Source organism: Pseudoalteromonas sp. CNAT2-18.1 (genome assembly GCF_022347865.1).
Classification (GTDB): domain Bacteria; phylum Pseudomonadota; class Gammaproteobacteria; order Enterobacterales; family Alteromonadaceae; genus Pseudoalteromonas; species Pseudoalteromonas ruthenica.
Genome location: NZ_JAKRFR010000003.1, coordinates 125,004 through 142,736, shown reverse-complemented (window position 1 = coordinate 142,736; position 17,733 = coordinate 125,004). Strand labels below are relative to the sequence as shown.

General features: G+C 49.1%; 16 protein-coding genes and 1 tRNA gene. 10 read left to right on the top strand and 7 right to left on the bottom strand.

What is annotated here, in order from left to right:
• Positions 1-28: 28 nt before the first annotated feature.
• A complete protein-coding gene (locus MHM94_RS07475; RefSeq protein ID WP_235419359.1) occupies positions 29-1,270 on the top strand; it encodes an HD-GYP domain-containing protein in 1,242 nt (413 codons plus the stop codon).
• Here MHM94_RS07475 and MHM94_RS07470 read toward each other — a convergent pair.
• Positions 1,230-1,559 carry a hypothetical protein gene (locus tag MHM94_RS07470; protein WP_235419360.1) on the bottom strand — a complete coding sequence of 110 codons (330 nt, stop codon included), beginning with the start codon at positions 1,557-1,559 and terminating at the stop codon, positions 1,230-1,232. The two genes, MHM94_RS07475 and MHM94_RS07470, sit on opposite strands and share 41 nt — an antisense overlap.
• Positions 1,560-1,790: 231 nt before the next feature.
• Between MHM94_RS07470 and MHM94_RS07465 the strand changes: the two genes are divergently transcribed.
• On the top strand, positions 1,791-3,050 hold the full coding sequence (locus MHM94_RS07465) for an outer membrane protein transport protein (RefSeq protein ID WP_130148491.1): 1,260 nt from the start codon (positions 1,791-1,793) through the stop codon (positions 3,048-3,050).
• A gap of 117 nt (positions 3,051-3,167) precedes the next feature.
• On the opposite strand, the gene MHM94_RS07460 is transcribed toward MHM94_RS07465, so the two are convergent.
• From MHM94_RS07460 to pepA, 3 genes are all read right to left on the bottom strand, one after another.
• Complete coding sequence (locus MHM94_RS07460; RefSeq protein WP_152440339.1) at positions 3,168-6,014, bottom strand: valine--tRNA ligase; 2,847 nt, start codon at positions 6,012-6,014, stop codon at positions 3,168-3,170.
• Between the two features lie 16 nt (positions 6,015-6,030).
• Positions 6,031-6,465, bottom strand: coding sequence for a DNA polymerase III subunit chi (locus MHM94_RS07455; RefSeq protein WP_026111300.1), 435 nt, complete (start codon positions 6,463-6,465; stop codon positions 6,031-6,033).
• Positions 6,466-6,570: 105 nt separating this feature from the next.
• Positions 6,571-8,085, bottom strand: a complete 1,515-nt coding sequence (gene pepA, locus MHM94_RS07450) for a leucyl aminopeptidase (protein WP_045979554.1) — start codon at positions 8,083-8,085, stop codon at positions 6,571-6,573.
• A 243-nt stretch (positions 8,086-8,328) separates the two neighbouring features.
• Here pepA and lptF point away from each other — a divergent pair, with 243 nt between their 5' ends.
• Complete coding sequence (gene lptF / locus MHM94_RS07445; RefSeq protein ID WP_022946286.1) at positions 8,329-9,441, top strand: LPS export ABC transporter permease LptF; 1,113 nt, start codon at positions 8,329-8,331, stop codon at positions 9,439-9,441.
• A complete protein-coding gene (gene lptG / locus MHM94_RS07440) occupies positions 9,438-10,502 on the top strand; it encodes an LPS export ABC transporter permease LptG (RefSeq protein ID WP_022946285.1) in 1,065 nt (354 codons plus the stop codon). Before lptF ends, lptG begins: the two co-directional genes overlap by 4 nt.
• Before the next feature lie 16 nt (positions 10,503-10,518).
• Here lptG and MHM94_RS07435 read toward each other — a convergent pair whose 3' ends face one another.
• On the bottom strand, positions 10,519-11,019 hold the full coding sequence (locus MHM94_RS07435) for an RDD family protein (protein WP_045979552.1): 501 nt from the start codon (positions 11,017-11,019) through the stop codon (positions 10,519-10,521).
• Between the two features lie 144 nt (positions 11,020-11,163).
• Between MHM94_RS07435 and MHM94_RS07430 the strand changes: the two genes are divergently transcribed.
• From MHM94_RS07430 to MHM94_RS07415, 4 genes are all read left to right on the top strand, one after another.
• Positions 11,164-12,816 carry an acyl-CoA dehydrogenase family protein gene (locus MHM94_RS07430; RefSeq protein WP_235419362.1) on the top strand — a complete coding sequence of 551 codons (1,653 nt, stop codon included), beginning with the start codon at positions 11,164-11,166 and terminating at the stop codon, positions 12,814-12,816.
• Positions 12,817-13,005: 189 nt separating this feature from the next.
• Positions 13,006-13,090: transfer RNA gene (locus MHM94_RS07425), tRNA-Leu, on the top strand.
• A gap of 353 nt (positions 13,091-13,443) precedes the next feature.
• Complete coding sequence (locus MHM94_RS07420; RefSeq protein ID WP_235419363.1) at positions 13,444-13,977, top strand: hypothetical protein; 534 nt, start codon at positions 13,444-13,446, stop codon at positions 13,975-13,977.
• A 15-nt stretch (positions 13,978-13,992) separates the two neighbouring features.
• Positions 13,993-14,241 (top strand): hypothetical protein, encoded by a 249-nt coding sequence (locus tag MHM94_RS07415; RefSeq protein ID WP_022946281.1) that lies wholly within the window; start codon positions 13,993-13,995, stop codon positions 14,239-14,241.
• A gap of 35 nt (positions 14,242-14,276) precedes the next feature.
• Here the strand turns inward: MHM94_RS07415 and MHM94_RS07410 are convergent, their stop codons facing one another.
• Positions 14,277-14,597 (bottom strand): Mpo1-like protein, encoded by a 321-nt coding sequence (locus tag MHM94_RS07410; protein ID WP_045979544.1) that lies wholly within the window; start codon positions 14,595-14,597, stop codon positions 14,277-14,279.
• Positions 14,598-14,787: 190 nt separating this feature from the next.
• Between MHM94_RS07410 and cysE the strand changes: the two genes are divergently transcribed.
• Both cysE and MHM94_RS07400 read left to right on the top strand, forming a co-directional pair.
• Positions 14,788-15,603: a serine O-acetyltransferase gene (gene cysE, locus MHM94_RS07405; RefSeq protein ID WP_045979543.1), complete on the top strand. Its 816-nt coding sequence runs from the start codon at positions 14,788-14,790 to the stop codon at positions 15,601-15,603.
• Between the two features lie 20 nt (positions 15,604-15,623).
• Complete coding sequence (locus MHM94_RS07400; protein WP_235419365.1) at positions 15,624-16,298, top strand: hypothetical protein; 675 nt, start codon at positions 15,624-15,626, stop codon at positions 16,296-16,298.
• Here MHM94_RS07400 and xseA read toward each other — a convergent pair.
• Positions 16,261-17,619, bottom strand: coding sequence for an exodeoxyribonuclease VII large subunit (gene xseA / locus MHM94_RS07395; protein ID WP_235419366.1), 1,359 nt, complete (start codon positions 17,617-17,619; stop codon positions 16,261-16,263). The two genes, MHM94_RS07400 and xseA, sit on opposite strands and share 38 nt — an antisense overlap.
• Positions 17,620-17,733 lie beyond the last annotated feature (114 nt).

Here is a 17,733-nt window from a genome sequence, read left to right as displayed (position 1 = left end):
AGTTTATTCAGCTTTCGTACAGTCCCCTATGTTGATCTCCTTACCTATTAGCGAGCTAAAACCCGGCATGTTTGTTGACCGGGTAAATAAGCAGGCCCAAGGTGCGTCAATAAAGATAAAGACCCGGGGCATGGTCAGAGATGCTTCCATAATTAAGCGCCTGCTGAGTGAGGGAGTGGAAGAGCTGACCATCGATTTCGCACAAAGCGATATCCCCATTCCCACGCATTTAAAACCCAAGTCTAAGAAAGAACGCACTGGCGAGTCGCAAGATATCGCAAGCCAGGCAGAAAAGCCGAAGCTTAGTGACCGTGATCACAGTCAGGCGACGTTAGAGCAAGAGTTCCTCATTGCTAGCACTTGCTATGATCAAAGCTTGGGTAAACTGCGTGCCATGTACAACGAGCTGACCTCAGGCATGCAAGTCAATATGGCACTACTCAGTGGTATCGCTGATGATATTGTTGACTCAGTTTTTCGTAATCCAGACGCTATGGCCGCGCTGACACTGCTGCGCGATAGAAATAGCTACACTTGGCGTCATATGATGAATTGCGCCATTTTGACCGCTATTTTTGCCAAATATTTAGGTTTCGAAATTAATAAAGTGCGGCAAATGGCGTTAGCGGCCTTGTTGCATGACATTGGTCTTGCCAAAGTACCGCAAGGAATTCTATCAAAGCCAGGTAAACTCACTGAGCTCGAAACCAAGGCGGTACGTAAACACGTGGCGCTGAGCCTAACCATGCTTAAAGGGCAAAAGCACATCTCCAGCATGATGTTAGAAATGGTTGTTAACCATCATGAGCGGTTAGACGGCAGCGGCTACCCGCGTGGTATCAAAGCCGATAAATTATCTCGTGAAGCACGTATTTTAGCGCTGGTGGATGTGTATGCGGCGATGGTGGCAGATAAGCCCTATAAAAAAGGTGAGGAGCCGCTAACGGCACTGCGTTTCTTATTAGCGCAAAAGGCGATGTTTGACCAAGCCCTAGTACAGCGCTTTATAAAATGTGTCGGGATCCATCCTGTGGGAACCTTGGTCAAACTTACCAATGAGCGTCTGGCACTAGTAGTGCAGGGCAACGAGGCTAATCCTATCAAACCTAAGGTACGGGTGTTTTATAACACTCAGCACCGTCACCACATTACCGCCAAAGACGTCGATTTGAGTATCAGCAAAGACGACATCAAAATCTTGGGTAGCACCTCTCCCTTAGAGTTTGACCTTAATTTGTCTCGTTTGTTAAAGGAGCACTTGCTGCCTTAGCACGCTCACACTGTTTTTTTCCTTGGCGCTTAGCGGCGATTAATGCGCCACTAAAACAACTTCCCGTTAGTATAAACCATACCATGGTGCCTTGTGTCGTATGCAGGGCAATACAACACAGTCCAAAACTTACCAGCGAGGCCAGCATTGAAGCGAGCCAATATTGGCTTACGGGGTTGTCGCACTCGCCTTGATGGTGGCAGGCGCAGTAGTTCGCACGTAAAAATGCAAATACACTGATAGCGCAAAACACCAGCGCAACCAAAATAAGCATTATAACGAGCACCATAGGACATTCCTGTTCACTTTTTTAATACCCGCAGTGTAGCGATATTAGATAAATAGTCAATGATAATGAGAATTTATATCATTTGAGTGTTTGAGGTCTAATCAGTCTTTAAAATCGTAAAATTATGTAAATATTGCCCTTAAATTACGCTATGTTAACCATATTTAACAGTTTTTTTGCATGAAATACGCTAGTGTATGCCAGTTAAAATGACAACAATGAGAAAGAAGTATGCAATTCAAAAAGACAATTTTAGCGGCTTCATTGGCGCTATTATCAACAGAATCTTTCGCTGCCGCTTTTCAGCTGGCAGAGCAAAATGCGTCAGGCTTAGGCCGTGCCTACGCTGGTGAAGCAGCCATTGCTGATGATGCATCTGTGGTTGCCCGTAACCCCGCACTGATGTCGCAATTTGAAACGGCACAGTTGAGCGTGGCGGCAATTTATGTCGAGCCAGACGTGAGCCTTGAAGGCGAAAGCACCAACAATGGCCTAAACCCTAATGTGTTAAACGACGATAGCATCGCCCCTAGCGCGGTGATCCCTGCCGGTTACTTTGTGCTCCCGGTAAACGATAAGGTGGCAGTAGGCTTTGGTGCCTTCTCTAACTTTGGTTTAGCTACTGAGTTTGCCAGTGATTATGCGGCAGGCCAGCTAGCTGGTGAAACTGAAATCGTCACCATTAACTCTAATGTATCGGTTTCTTATAAGGTGGACGAAGCTCTTACCTTGGCACTGGGTGTTAACCACGTGTACGCCGATGCAAAGATTGTCCGTAACCTTGGCGCAAACCCGTTAGGTGCACCGGCAAGCTTAGAAGCGGTTCACCTTGAGGGCGATGACTATGGCTTTGGCTGGAATGTAGGCCTGGCCTATGACCTGGATAGTGACAACCGCCTTGGCTTCCACTATCGCAGCGAAACAGACCTCACATTTGAGGGTGACTACACCAATCAGCTTCCGGCAGCATTGGGTGGCCTTAATGGGCAAACTTTACCAGGTACGGTTGATTTAACCCTGCCAGCGATCGCTGAATTCTCAGGCTCACACCAGTTAAACCAAGATTATGGCCTACACTACAGTGTGCTTTGGACAGGCTGGAGTAGCTTTGACAAGCTTGAAGCCTATGTGCCAGTGAGTGAGGGACCGGTATTTAGCAAAAACGAAGACTTCTCGGATTCAATTCGTGTGTCAATCGGTGGTGACTACCAGCTAACAAACGATATTAAATTGCGTGCTGGTTTAGCCTTTGATGAATCGCCAGTGGCGCAGAAGCATCTGTCTATCTCTATCCCAGATACCGACCGCTTCTGGCTCTCTTTTGGTGCGGAATGGTTTATCGATGAAGCGTCTAGCGTTGATTTAGGTGCCAGTATTTTACGCGGTAAAACCCAAAACTTTGTTGAAGGTGACAACCTAGGGCAGCAGTGGGGCTTTGAGTCGGAAGGCCATGCTTACCTGGTTGGTGCACAGTACAACTACAGCTTCTAAGCAATGCTGAGATGAAAAAGCCAAGCAACTGCTTGGCTTTTTTTATGCTTGTTTGTATGGGACGCGGACATAAAAAACGCGAGCCTGAGCTCGCGTTATGATTATTGCCTAATAGTTTTACAGGCTTTCGATTTTTGCTTTTTGCTCGAGCAATTTCGCCTTGGCTTCGCTGTACTCTGCCAGCTTCGACTTTTCTTTTTCAAGTACGGCTTCAGGCGCGTTGTTGACAAACTTCTCATTAGCGAGCTTTTTCTCAACTTGAGCCAGACCTTTTTCAGCTTTTTCCAATTGCTTAGCAATACGCGCTAACTCAGCGTCTACATCAATCAGCCCGGCCATGGGGATCATGATCTCGAGTTGACCCACGTAGGCGGTCGCACACGCTGGCGCGTCGTCGACGTTATCAAGCACGGTCACATCTTCTAGCTTGGCTAGGGCGGCTAGGAACGTCTGATTTTCTTGTAAGCGACGAGTATCCTCGGCAGAAGCCTGAGCAAGCAACACGTTCAGTGGTTTGCTTGGGCTAATGTCCATTTCACCGCGAATATTACGAATGGCGACAATAAATTGTTTCATCCACTCCAAATCGGCCATCGCGGTGCTATCGACTTTATCTTGCTCAAACGCAGGGAACGCTTGGGTCATTATGGTATCGGCATGGATACCTGCAAGCGGAGCCACACGCTGCCAAATGGTTTCGGTGATATATGGCATTAACGGGTGCATCAAACGCAGTAGCCCTTCAAGCACAGTGATCAGCGTATGGCGGGTGCCGCGTTGCTGGGTCTCGGTGCCTTTAAATAACACGGGTTTAGTTAGCTCAAGGTACCAGTCACAGAACTGGTTCCAGGTGAACTCGTAAATCGTGTTAGCAGCAAGGTCAAAACGGTAGTTGTCCAAGTGCTCAGTGAAGGTTTTCACGGTTTGTTGGAACTGTCCTTGAATCCAACGATCCGCCAGCGAGTACTCGCGCTGTGCGTCGTTGAAGCCACAATCTTGCTCTTCGGTGTTCATAAGCACGTAACGACTAGCGTTCCACAGCTTATTACAGAAGTTACGGTAACCTTCTAGGCGGTTCATATCCCAGTTGATATCACGACCGGTTGACGCCATGGCTGCAAGAGTGAAACGCAAGGCATCGGTGCCATGCGGCTCAATACCTTCAGCGAAGGTTTTACGGGTGTTCTTTTCGATTTTCTTCGCCAGTTGTGGCTGCATCATGTTGCCGGTGCGCTTAGTCACTAGGCTTTCCAAATCGATGCCGTCAATCATGTCCAGTGGGTCAAGCACGTTACCCTTAGACTTCGACATTTTATCGCCATTCTCATCGCGAATCAGGCCAGTCACATAAACGGTTTTAAATGGTACCTGAGGCTTGCCGTTGTCATCTTTGATGAAATGCAGAGTCATCATAATCATACGGGCAACCCAGAAGAAAATGATGTCGAAACCAGTGACCAACACGTTAGACGGATGGAATACTTTTAAGTCTTCAACGTTGTTCGGCCAACCAAGGGTTGAGAAGGTCCACAATGCTGATGAGAACCAAGTATCGAGTACGTCGTCATCTTGGCTGAGCGTGACATCGTCATCGAGGTTATGCTCGCGGCGTACTTCTGCTTCATCGCGTCCAACATACACGTTGCCGTCATTGTCGTACCACGCTGGAATACGGTGGCCCCACCATAGCTGACGCGAAATACACCAGTCTTGAATGTCGCGCATCCAAGAAAAGTACATGTTTTCGTATTGCTTTGGTACGAACTCAATATCACCGTCTTCAACGGCTTTGATAGCTGGCTCGGCCAGTGGCGCAACGCGCACATACCATTGGTCGGTAAGTAGGGGCTCAATCACCACCCCAGAGCGATCGCCGTAGGGCACGGTTAAGCTGTGATCATCAATCTTTTCTAATAACCCAGCCTGCTCGAACTCAGCAACCACTTGCTTACGCGCATCAAAACGGTCTAAGCCGTGGAAACGCTCAGGGATAGGGGCGTCTAACTGCAGTGGTTTGCCATCAAAGGTAAAGGTTTCGCCTTCGCTTAGAATCGCCGCATCTTTGTTGAATACGTTAATCATCGGCAACTGGTGGCGTTTACCGACTTCATTATCGTTGAAGTCATGCGCTGGGGTGATTTTCACACAGCCGGTGCCTTTTTCCATATCGGCATGCTCATCGGCAACGATAGGAATACGGCGGTTCACGATAGGCAGCAAGACTTCTTTGCCAATGAGGTTTTGGTAACGCTCGTCATCAGGGTTTACGGCCACACCAGTATCGCCGAGCATGGTTTCTGGGCGAGTGGTGGCGACGACGATGTAATCTTTGCCATCCTGAGTTTTGACGCCATCGGCCAACGGATAGCGCATATTCCACATATGCCCTTGTTTGTCTTTGTTTTCAACTTCAAGGTCAGAAATCGCGGTGTGTAGTTTTGGATCCCAGTTAACCAGACGCTTACCACGGTAAATTAAGTCGTCTTTATACAGGCGCACAAAGACTTCTTTAACCGCTTCAGATAGGCCGTCATCCATAGTGAAGCGTTCACGGTCCCAATCCACCGAGGCGCCTAAACGACGTAGCTGCTTGGTGATGGTGCCGCCAGATTCATTCTTCCATTGCCAGATTTTATCGATAAAGGCATCACGACCTAGGTCATGGCGTGTTTTATCCTCTTCGGCGGCGAGTTTACGCTCGACCACCATTTGTGTCGCGATCCCAGCATGGTCGGTACCAACCTGCCACAATGTGTTATTCCCTTGCATCCGCTTGAAACGGATTAAGGTATCCATGATGGTGTCCTGGAAGGCGTGGCCCATATGTAGGCTGCCGGTGACATTTGGTGGTGGGATCATAATTGAGTATGAGTCGCCCTCACCACTTGGCTTAAAGTAGCCGTTTTCTTCCCACTTCTGATAGAGGGATTGTTCAATATCTTGCGGATTATAGGTTTTATCCATTGCCCAGAACCTTAACTTAAACTTTTTGTGTTGCCAGCTGCGCGCCTAAGTCGCGTAACTGCTTATATCTTGCTCGTGCTTGGTGTTTGCGTGTGTCATCGGCTGGCACAAAGTCAAACACCGTATCAAAGCGACGTATAAAATCGGGCACGCTTGATGCTAAGTTGATCAGTACACTGCGCCGTGACACAGGCGGGGTTTGCCCTATCTCCACAGCGGCACCAGCGCGAGGCCCTTCTCCTTGGAGGTTGTGGGGCACAAAGCTATCGGCGTCAAATGCCCATAGGTGCTGATCAACAAGATGAGCATCGTCGCGATTATCAACAAAGATAAATACCCGTTGTCCTTGGCGATATTGCTCGCACGCCAAGCGAGCGCCAAGATCAAAATGAGCCGGTACGTCGCTGCCCGGCTCATCGGCATGTTCTAGCAGGTAAAATAACGCGTGCATTGCGCCCTCTACGCGGCTCGTTAATCCGCCAATTTTGACACAATCACGCCCCTGCATCAATGAATAAGCCCCTTAAAAAAGGGGCTTGAAGTGATATCGCAGTGATTAATCTTGCGGGTTATCCAATACCCCAGCGCGGTTAATCAAATATTGCGTTAGCATTGGCACAGGACGCCCCGTGGCGCCTTTGGTTTTGCCGCCGCTGCGCCATGCCGTACCGGCAATATCTAAGTGCGCCCAGTTATACTTTTTGGTGAACTTAGATAAGAAGCAAGCAGCGGTAATAGTGCCTGCGGCACGACCGCCTAAGTTAGTGAAATCAGCAAACGGGCTTTCTAACTGCTCATGATAGTCATCCCATAGCGGCAGCTGCCAAGCACGATCGCCACTTTGCTCAGAGGCTTTTAAAAGGTCATGTGCCAAAGGATTATGGTTAGAGAGCATGCCGGTTGCATGAGCACCCAGGGCGATGATGCACGCGCCAGTAAGGGTGGCTACGTCAATCACGGTATCGGGGTCGAATGCCTCCACATAGGTGAGGGCATCACACAGTACCAAGCGTCCCTCGGCGTCAGTATTAAGGACTTCGACGGTTTGCCCCGACATCGTGGTTAGAATATCACCCGGGCGATAGGCATTGGAGCTGGGCATGTTTTCACAGCCTGCAAGCACACCAATCACATTAATGGGCAGTTGCATTTTGGCAATGGAGCGCATGGTGCCGATAACCCCAGCTGCGCCGCCCATGTCGTATTTCATCTCGTCCATGGCTTCGCCTGGCTTAATTGAAATACCGCCGGAGTCGAAAGTCAGGCCTTTGCCTACCAGTACTATCGGTGCCGCGCCTTCTGCGCCGCCATTGTAGTGAATCACCGACATCACTGACTCGTTGGCACTGCCACGGCCTACGGCAAGGTACGAGTGCATACCAAGTTCTTCCATTTCTTGCTCGCCGACCAAGTTAACGGTGACGTTCTCGAACTCTTCTTCTAAGCCTTTCGCTTGCTCGCCTAAGTAACGCGGGTTACAGATATTTGGCGGCATATTGGCGACATCTTTACAGAGCTTGGCTCCTGAAGCGATAGCTAAACCATGCTCAATGGCACTTTCGCCAATCGGCAATTCGCGGCGCGTTGGTACGTTGAAAACAATTTTCCGCAGTGGTCGGCGTGGATCGCTTTTTTTACTTTTCAGCTGGTTAAAGGTGTATAAGCAATCTTGTGTGGTCTCAACAGCTTGGCGTACTTTCCAATACGTATCGCGGCTTTTTACATGCTGCTCTGTTAAAAAGCACACCGCTTCCATGGCCCCAGTCTCGTTCAGGGTATTAATGGTTTTGGAAATGATTTGTTTATACTGTTTGTCGTCTAGCTCGCGCTCTTTACCACAACCTACAAGTAGTACGCGCTCACTTAGCACATTCGGTACATGGTGTAATAATAGCGTTTGCCCCGGCTTACCTTCTAAGTCGCCGCGACGTAAAAGGTTAGAGATGTAGCCTTCACTGATTTGGTCCAGTTGCTCGCCGATAGGGGATAAGCGGCGTGGCTCGTAAACACCCACTACAATACAGGCGCTGCGTTGCTTCTCTGGGCTACCACTTTTTACGCTAAATTCCATTGTGACTCCTAATTAGAGGAAAAGTCAGCCCTTGGGGCGTTTGCCAGCCAAGGCGCTGTTCACCTACTTACTATTGTCGTGAACTATTTACGCATTTATCAATCCACTAACTAAAGTGTAGACAATTACATGCCTTAGGTATGATATTTAATGCGCTTGACATATAATAAAGTGACTAAAACAACTAGTTTACTCAAATTTTCCTACTATGCCAGTGAAACACGACGTTTTTAGGGGCGGACATTGCTGATTTTTCGATACTTAACCGCTGAAGTTTTCAAGTCTCAGGTTGCTGTTTTCTTGACCTTAATGACCATTTTTATCAGCCAAAAATTCGTCGTAATTCTAGGCGATGCATCTGAGGGCAGTATTCCTGCAAAATTAGTGCTTTCTATGGTGGCACTAAAGCTGCCGCAATTAGCCTCGTTGATTCTGCCGCTAAGTATCTTTTTAGGTATTATCCTCGCTTATAGCCGCGTGTATGCTGACAGCGAAATGACGGTCCTTAAAGCCTGTGGCGTCAGTGAATGGTATGTGGTGCGTATTACCCTAATCTCAAGCACCGCTTTGGCGATTTTAGCCGGTGCCATGACCTTGTATTTAGCCCCTTGGGCCAGTGAAAAGGAATACCAGTTAAAGGAGCGGGCACAAGCCGATGCCGGCCTTTCTGCCTTGCGTGCCGGGCGCTTTCAGGAAACAGGGAATGAAAAAGCCGTGGTCTTTATTCATGATATGGACGATGGCGGACGCGTTTTAAATAAGGTGTTTGTGGCGCAGTTGCCTCGTGGTGAAGGCCAGCAACAGTCTCAGGTCGTGTATGCCGAGCAAGGGCAGGTGATCGAACGTGATAACGGCGAACAACAGTTGATCCTGCGTCAGGGGCAGCGCTACGAAACTCAGGCCCGCGCACTGAACATGCAACATACCGAGTTTGATAGCTATCAGGTGCAGATCCGCGAGCAAGCCATTGAACACCAGCGTCGTAAGCTGGAAGCCGTGCCCACCGCCAAGTTGTTAGAGCAAGATAGCAATGAAGCTATCTCGCAGTTTCAATGGCGCTTAGCCATTCCACTGTCTATTCCGCTATTAACGCTTATCGCCGTGCCTTTGAGCGTGGTGAACCCGCGCCAAGGTAAATTTGCCAAGCTAGTGCCGGCAATCAGCCTGTATCTAGGGTATTTTATTTTATTGAATGCCGCTAAATTTGCCTTGGAAGATGGCAAAATTCCGCCTTCGATTGGCCTATGGTGGGTGCATCTTAGTGCGCTGTTTATTGGTGCATTTCTTATTATCAAAGGGCGACCGCTCGGCGTGTGGCTGCGCTCCATCCTAACTAAGCGAGAGGCCGCAGTATGAAAACACTCGATTGGTATTTAGGGCGCAGCATTATGCAAACCACGGGGTTCGCCCTATTGGTTCTGGTGGGGATCAGTACCCTCATTAAGTTTATTGAGCAGCTTAAATCAGTGGGGCGTGGCAGCTACGACATTATGGATGCGCTGTTATATACCTTGTATACGGTGCCTGGCGATGTAGTGGTATTTTTCCCTATGGCGGCGTTGATAGGCGGACTCACCGGGCTCGGTGCTTTGGCTTCAAACAGCGAGTTGGTCGTGATGCAGGCAGCGGGTATGTCACGCTTGCAGGTCATTGCCTCGGTGATGAAAACGGCGGTGGTATTAGCCTTATTGATGATGGCCATGGCCGAGTGGGGTGTACCCAAGGCCGAGCAAACCGCCAAACAACTGCGTTCGCATGCTATATACGGCGGCGATGTATACAGCGCCAAGCAAGGCGTGTGGGCCAAAGATGGTGATGTTTTCGTCAACATTGAGGATGTTGACCAACAAGGGCAACTCAACGGCGTGCGTATGTATCACTTTGATAAAGACTTAGAGCTGGAAAAGATCACCTTTGCTGATCGAGCGCTTTATCGCGAAGGTGGCTGGATGCTACGTAAAGTCAAAGAGTTACATGTTGATGCTGCACAAATTAGAGAAAGCTTCGCCGAAGAACAATTTTACGACTCACAGCTCACCGCTGAAAAATTGGGAGTGGTATCGGTGAAGCCCGAAACCTTGTCATTCAAAGGGCTGTGGTCTTACTTGCAGTATTTGCAGCACAACGACCAAGACACCACCGCTTACGAGTTGGCATTGTGGCGCAAGATTATGCAGCCCGTGTCTTTGGCAGTGATGCTGCTTGTTGCGCTGTCATTTATTTTTGGGCCGCTGCGCACCGTAACCATGGGCGCGCGTATCGTGATGGGGGTGGTCACAGGTATTGCTTTCCACCTGACTGACCGTATCTTCGGCCCTATTGTGACGGTGTATCAGATCCCCGCATTTGTGGGGGCGGTGCTACCGAGCATGTTGTTTATTATCTTCTCAAGCTATCTACTGAAGCGGCGCAATTAAACGCCGCTTGCTGTGCTTAATCTAGAGCTTGGTAAATTTTCTTGTTGTCTTCTTTGCTTAAGGTAACCACTTCACAGCCCGATAAGTAGTCCTGCAGGGCGCGTTTGTTCTTTATATCAACCAAGACCAGGATGTTGCCTAAGCCAAGTAACGCGCACAGGCTACGCCATGCGCTTTGCCAAAAGCCTGGAAGGCTGCCATCGAGCCGGCGCACTTGCATACGCCATGCTCGCATACCGATTGTTTGCCCACTCTTACTCCAGAAGTAGCCAAAAAAGCTTAGGCTTACTAAGACTAAAAGCACATCACGGAGCACATAGAGAAGGGTATTTTGTTGAATCAACGCCGCCACATCTTCCGCCTCACCTAAGCTTAACCAACCTAGCGAGATAGCGCCTTGTACAACAAGCAAGTACACCACCGTGGTCAGCATGGCAAATGCGATAACCACAAGGCCATCATAAATTAATGAGGCGATACGTCGGGCAAACCCAGTGCGTGCATAATCAGCAGACATGACAACATTTCCTAAGCGATAAAATCGGCGACAGTGTAGCAAACCCCCTGCACAAAGGCGACGCTCTTCGTGCTCGCTCGACAAGGTGGTCAGACCTGCTATAGTCAGTGACATAACTCCACTGCCGCACTGTGAGAAAAATAAATGAATAACAACAGCCTAGCAGATACACACTCGGTATTTAATCAACCCAAGCCATTAGCGAATTATAATGCCTTTAGCGCCGATGAGGTGTTGCAATACTGGTTAACGCGGTTCGGTGGCAGTTGGGGCGCGCCCATGCTTTGCAACTTTGGTGAAGGCATAGGTGGGTCACTATTAGAGGCCGGCTTCCTTGCTAATAAGCACCTTCCCGAATTTGTTAGTCATAGCCGTTTTGGTGAGCGCATTGATCAAGTCGATTATCACCCCGCTTATCATCAACTGATGCGCCATGCAGTGCAAAGTGGTCACTGTGCGCTACCTTGGTTGGAAAGCAAAGGCGGGGCGCATGTGGTGCGCGGGGCACTGGCTTTTTTACACAGCCACGCCGACCCAGGCTCGGGCTGCCCGTTAACCATGACTTTCGCCAGCGTTCCGGCAATCGCGGTACAACAAGAGGTGGCCGATCGGTGGCTGCCCAAGATTTTGTCGCGTCACTATGATGAAAGCAATAAGCCTTGGTATGAAAAGCAAGGCGTGACCATAGGGATGGCAATGACCGAAAAACAAGGTGGCAGTGATGTGCGAGCAAACACCACCTATGCCACCCCTGTAGCTGCGATCGGGCCGGGGCAATTGTATGAAATAGTGGGTCATAAGTGGTTTTGCTCGGCGCCGATGTGCGATGGCTTTTTGGTGTTAGCCCAGGTAGAGCAACAGCTTTCATGCTTTTTAGTTCCCCGTTGGCGCGAGGATGGCAGCAAGAACCCAATGCATATCCAGCGCCTTAAAAATAAATTAGGGAATCAATCTAACGCCAGCTCCGAGGTGGAATTTCGCGGTGCTCATGGGTGGTTATTGGGTGAGCCCGGGCGCGGCATTGCTACTATCATTCAAATGGTGGCTTTAACGCGCTACGACTGCATGCTGGGCTCTTCGGCACTGATGGCGCAAGCAGCGAAAGAAGCGATTTGGCATACCCATGAACGCCAGGCCTTTGGCAAAGGTCTACACCAGCAACCGCTTATGCGCAACGTATTAGCCGATTTAGCCATTGAGGCCGAGGCTGCTTTGGCTATCTCTATGCGTATCGCCAATGCATTAGATAACCAAGATGATCACCACCATCGAGCGTTAGTACGCAGCGCCACCGCAATCGGCAAGTATTGGATTTGTAAACGCGCCGTACAACATACCTATGAGGCCATGGAGTGTGTCGGTGGGGTGGGGTATGTAAACGACAATGTGCTCAGCCGTTTGTATAAAGAGGCCCCGGTGAACGCCATTTGGGAGGGCTCGGGCAATGTGCAGTGTTTAGACTTATTGCGGGTGCTGAATAAAGAGCCGGATACGCTAAAGGCCTTACTGCGGGAATTAGAGCAGGCAAAGGGCCAGTATGCGCAGTTCGATGAACGGTTAGAACAGTTACAGGCCCAGCTTGGTGATAAAGCGGCGATTGAAATACACGCGCGGCAAATCATGGAGAGCTTGGCCCTACTGTGGCAGGGTGCAACCTTGCTTATTTACGGCGACCCCTTAATTGCCGATGCCTTTGTGCGCTCGCGCTTAGCGCCACAAAGCCACCATCAATATGGCACACTCAATGAAAATATTGATATGCAGGCAATTATTAAACGCTTTATGCCTAAGTGCTGATATTGTTAAACATCGATGCTCATGCTTGGTTGTTTATTCAGCAGTTGACACATTAATAACATAAAACGCTTGCCGCGCTTTTCATTCTTTGTATAATGCACGGCATAGAGATGAAGGCAGATAAACAAAGCCTTTGCTCTGAAGTGGTTTTTCTTTATCTTCTCGTTGAGAAGGTCAAAGAAAAAAGATGCCAGTGTGATGGAATTGGTAGACATGACGGATTCAAAATCCGTTGCCTTCGGGCGTGGCGGTTCAAGTCCGCCCACTGGTACCACTTTTGATAACCCTAGCCGATTGGCTAGGGTTTTTTTATGCCTGAAATTTGAAAATTACGTTGATAACTCCGGTATAGATCTAGCGCACTTCCTCTCTCGCAACTCTCCTTTTAAGATGGGTATTAAAACCTGACCAATGCGTCTACCTTCCCAATTGGTGGTTCACCCTAAATAAAGGGCTTTGTGCGGTAGTTAATTCAGCACGGGCTATGAAAAAACATATCCTCAGCGCCGCAATAAGCACTGCTACACAGTGGTGCACTTAACTCAAATAGGGTGATTAAAGGTGGCAATTCATCCGAACTAAGTTACTCTATTAGCGGGACAAATAATAAAAAAGGAAGCAATAACAATGACTCGGGTGTTTAGCGCGGTGGTATTGGCGACGGTCATTCTCGGTGGCTGTACTAGCGTTCCACAACAGGCGATAACCGCAAATCAGCAAGTCTCGAAAGGCATCGCCGCGATTGGAGACAATGGTTTGGCCATGGTGGATGCGTGGGAGCACTCTGCTTATGCGATGCTTGATGAGCGCTGGCATAAGGTATATACCAAAGCGGAGCAAAGTTATCGTAGCAAACGACAGCTGGCTGATAATGATAATCTTAACTCACAGCAACGTGAAGATGTGGCTGGTTTGGCGGCCCTTATCCGCACGCAAGTGCGAGGCAGCATTCACGATGAAGCCGATAGGATGCGTCGCACTATTCATGGCAATGTGCAAGCAACCCTTGAAGCGAATGAAAGCATCACCGAGTTACTTATTAGCGCTAATTCGGTATTGAGTTTGCAGCAAAGCGCCATAAAGGAGGTGGGTGATTTACTGCCGATCCCGCCAACAATTAGCACCTTTATTGATAAATCATTACAAAGCGCAGGCCTTTAACAACAGGATAGAATAATGAGCCTAAACGATTTAAGAGGCGAGTTCGCCGACGATATCACCCAGATTGCCGCTGATTTAAGCAATTCCTTACCCATGTCGAAGCCACAACTTCGTAGTGCCTTTAGTGATGATGAACTAAAAGAGCTGCACGAGATGATTGCGGCTGTGCATCAGGCGACTTCAGAGCATGATAAGCAGTTGGCATTAGCAGATAATGCTAAAAGTGTGTTGGCGTTGTTAAAAACCCTTGGTGTGGGGGTGTAGCGTCCTATTAGAGCTCTTAGTGGCAAAGCTTGGGGCTACCAAGGCACTTTGCCAATGAGCATATCTTTAAACATGACCCAGTCGCCAATCAAGCTGTAAACTGGATGGCGAAAGGTAGCAGGGCGATTTTTCTCGAAAAAGAAATGACCCACCCATGCAAAGCCGTAACCGGCCACAGGCATCGCCCACAACCAAATGTAGCTGCCGCTGAACACAGCAAAGCCTAATATCGCCAGCACCACTAAACTGCCGATAAAATGTAAACGTCGGCACACAGGGTTTTCGTGCTCTTGTAAGTAATAAGGGTAAAACGTTTTAAAGCTATTAAAGTTCTTTTTATCAATTGCTTGGGGCATATTCTTCTCCAATGCGGCTATGACTTTAGCCTAGCTTTATTTTTGCATTAATGACAACAGTTCTTTCCTTAGTTGTTTTAGTTATATCTGATAACGACCCTAATTTGCCCCCGGGATGGCGTGATAGTGGGCAGATCCGTTACACTTAGTCTATTACAAGTCCGTTGTTCGTAAGTTGGTGGATATGCCCATGCGTCATGAAATCTGGCAGCAGCTCAGAGAAGAAGCAAATCAAGTTGTAACTAAAGAGCCATTATTGGCCTCGCACGTATACTCGTGTGTGCTTAATCATGAATGCCTTGGCTCGGCGCTAAGCTTTATCGTGGCCAACAAACTCGCCGATGCGGTGGTGTCAGCGTTTACCATTCGCGAGCTATTTGACCAAGCGTTTGTGGACTGCGATACCATGCTTACTCATGTAGCAAACGATATTAAAGCCGTTCGCGATCGTGACCCAGCGGTGGATACTTATTTAACGGTGATCTTAAACCTTAAAGGCTTTCACGCCATTCAAGCGCACAGGTTGGCTCATTGCTTGTGGCGTCAAGGGCGCATCGAGCTGGCTCGGTTTATACAAAGCCGTTGCTCAGAGGTGTTTGGTGTTGACATTCATCCCGCGTGCCGTGTTGGTCACGGCATCATGTTTGATCATGCGACAGGCATTGTTATTGGTGAGACAGCGGTGATTGAAGACAATGTGTCTATTTTGCAGTCGGTCACTTTAGGCGGTACAGGTAACGAGTCTGGCGATCGCCACCCTAAAATTCGTGCCGGGGTGCTGATTGGCGCCGGGGCGAAAGTTCTGGGCAATATTGAAGTGGGTGAGGGTGCGCGTATTGGTGCCGGCTCGGTAGTATTGAGCTCAGTGCCGCCGCATATGACCGCCGTTGGCGTTCCCGCTAAATTGGTGGGCAAACCGGATTGTCCTTGTCCAGCGGAAAGCATGAATCAAAACTTTTTAGATGACGAACAAGAGAATCAATCGCATACTAGTGCCATGTTGTAGTGGCACTAGAGTGAAAAGGGATGAATAAACAACTTGTTATAACTGCACTGGGGGCATTCTCGTTGGGCTTCGGAGGCGGTTATATGGTGTTCTTCGAGCCATCACCCGAGCCAGCAACGCAGCCCGCACCATCAAGTGATGCTCAACTTGTAACTCATCCCCCTCAGCTCGCGGCGCTGCCTGAATCACCTCAAACAGCATTAAAAAAACAGCAGCCGCCACCTGCTCCCGATATGCTAGAGGTCGCCCCCGAACAACCCCAGGGTGCCGCTAACAGTGCCAGCGACATTGATACTTTACGCCGTGAATTAGCGGCCGCTAAGCAAACCATTGCTACCTACAAGCATATTCTGGATGCACCCAGTGACATGGAGGCCGAACTGAAGGAGCGATTTACCAATCAAGAGCGAGACGAAGCTTGGGCCTATGAAGTTGAGACCAAAGTGAGTGACTTTGTTTACAGCCAAGGGTTGGCGTACAAGATTAAACTCGATACCGCCCAATGTAAGCAAACGGTGTGTCGCCTGCAGTTCTCAGCCCAAGAAGACGTTGAACTCGACCCGCGTGACGATTGGCACAATATTCAAAATACTCTAATGGAACAGCCGTGGTGGCAGCAGTTTCACCGCACCAATTCGCGCAGCTCTGAAGCGGGTCTTAATCTTTGGGTTGAACGCCTACCACCGTCGTCGTAACCTCACCATCGGCCACGCGCGTATGCAGTGTTTGGCCCGGTTGTACTTGCTGTACTGACTTAATAATTCCCGAGTCGGCGCGCGTAATGCTGTAGCCGCGCCCAAGTACGGCCAAAGGGCTGATGCTATCAAGGCGAGTAGCGAGGTGGCTCAGTTCGCTTTGGGCGCGATAGAGTTGTTCTTTTTGGCTTGCCACGAGACGGCTCGACAGTTGCTGCAATTGATATTTGGCGCTGGCTACCCGTTGTCCTGGGTTGGCGCGTTGCAAACGCATACTAAGCTCGCCAAGGTGCTGTTGCTGGTGGTTAAAACGCTGCTCCATGGCGCGGTGTAGACGCATTTGCAACTCATCTAAACGCTGCTGCTGTTGCATCAACTGATTAGCTGGATGCTGGTGTGATAAACGGCTTTGTAGTTGCTGCAATTGCTGTTGATAGGCCGCTAAGCGGTGTCGCCATGCGCTGTGTAGCTGCTGCTTTTTATGCGCTAAAAACTGCTTAATTTGTTCGCTATCGGGACTCACTAACTCGGCCGCCGCCGAGGGGGTCGCCGCACGTATATCAGCAACAAAGTCGCTGATAGTGGTATCTATTTCATGACCCACGGCACTGATCACAGGTAATTCACTGGCAAAAATAGCGCGAGCCAATTGCTCGTGATTAAAGCACCACAAGTCTTCTAAGCTGCCGCCACCGCGCCCGACAATTAATACATCAACCTCTTTGCGGGCATTGGCTAGAGCAATTTTATCGATGATCCCTTGATGGGCACTATCACCTTGCACTTGGCAAGGGTAAATAACCACTTCAAGCTGCGGTGCGCGGCGCTTTAATACGGTTAAAATATCCTTTATAGCGGCCCCAGTGCTGGACGTGACAACACCGACTTTATTGATGCTGCTAGGCAATGGCTTTTTGTAACTAGAGTTAAAGAGCCCTTCACTAGCCAAGCGCATTTTTAAGGCTTCGAACTGTTGTTTAAGCAGCCCCTCGCCAGCGGCTTCCATGCGCTCGACGATGGCTTGGTAGTCACCGCGCGGTTCATACAATGAGACTCGTGCATGTACTTGCACCTGATCGCCATTCTTTGGGCGAATTTGTGCATAGCGGTTGTTGCCGCGCCACATCGCTGCGCGTACTTGGGATTTATCGTCTTTTAAGGAGAAGTACCAATGTCCAGAAGCGGGGGCAACAAAGTTAGAAATTTCACCATTGAGTACTATACTGGCAAAGCCACGTTCTAACACGGTTCGGATTTCGCGGTTTAGGCGCGATACGGTGTATACGGCAGCTGGCGTATTAGCGTGGGGTTGTGAATACATAGAACGACCCAAGAGAGCGAAAAAGTTGTCGCCACTTTATCATAAATAAACGGCGAATTTTATTTACTCGCCCTATTATCGCTGATAAAATGCCGCCGCAACTCCATCCAATCA

Coding starts and splice junctions, on each gene's coding strand:
- MHM94_RS07475 (WP_235419359.1), top strand. CDS start 29: ATGTTGATCTCCTTACCTATTAGCGAGCTAAAACCCGGCATGTTTGTT.
- MHM94_RS07470 (WP_235419360.1), bottom strand. CDS start 1,559: ATGGTGCTCGTTATAATGCTTATTTTGGTTGCGCTGGTGTTTTGCGCT.
- MHM94_RS07465 (WP_130148491.1), top strand. CDS start 1,791: ATGCAATTCAAAAAGACAATTTTAGCGGCTTCATTGGCGCTATTATCA.
- MHM94_RS07460 (WP_152440339.1), bottom strand. CDS start 6,014: ATGGATAAAACCTATAATCCGCAAGATATTGAACAATCCCTCTATCAG.
- MHM94_RS07455 (WP_026111300.1), bottom strand. CDS start 6,465: ATGCACGCGTTATTTTACCTGCTAGAACATGCCGATGAGCCGGGCAGC.
- pepA (WP_045979554.1), bottom strand. CDS start 8,085: ATGGAATTTAGCGTAAAAAGTGGTAGCCCAGAGAAGCAACGCAGCGCC.
- lptG (WP_022946285.1), top strand. CDS start 9,438: ATGAAAACACTCGATTGGTATTTAGGGCGCAGCATTATGCAAACCACG.
- MHM94_RS07435 (WP_045979552.1), bottom strand. CDS start 11,019: ATGTCTGCTGATTATGCACGCACTGGGTTTGCCCGACGTATCGCCTCA.
- MHM94_RS07430 (WP_235419362.1), top strand. CDS start 11,164: ATGAATAACAACAGCCTAGCAGATACACACTCGGTATTTAATCAACCC.
- MHM94_RS07420 (WP_235419363.1), top strand. CDS start 13,444: ATGACTCGGGTGTTTAGCGCGGTGGTATTGGCGACGGTCATTCTCGGT.
- MHM94_RS07415 (WP_022946281.1), top strand. CDS start 13,993: ATGAGCCTAAACGATTTAAGAGGCGAGTTCGCCGACGATATCACCCAG.
- MHM94_RS07410 (WP_045979544.1), bottom strand. CDS start 14,597: ATGCCCCAAGCAATTGATAAAAAGAACTTTAATAGCTTTAAAACGTTT.
- cysE (WP_045979543.1), top strand. CDS start 14,788: ATGCGTCATGAAATCTGGCAGCAGCTCAGAGAAGAAGCAAATCAAGTT.
- MHM94_RS07400 (WP_235419365.1), top strand. CDS start 15,624: ATGAATAAACAACTTGTTATAACTGCACTGGGGGCATTCTCGTTGGGC.
- xseA (WP_235419366.1), bottom strand. CDS start 17,619: ATGTATTCACAACCCCACGCTAATACGCCAGCTGCCGTATACACCGTA.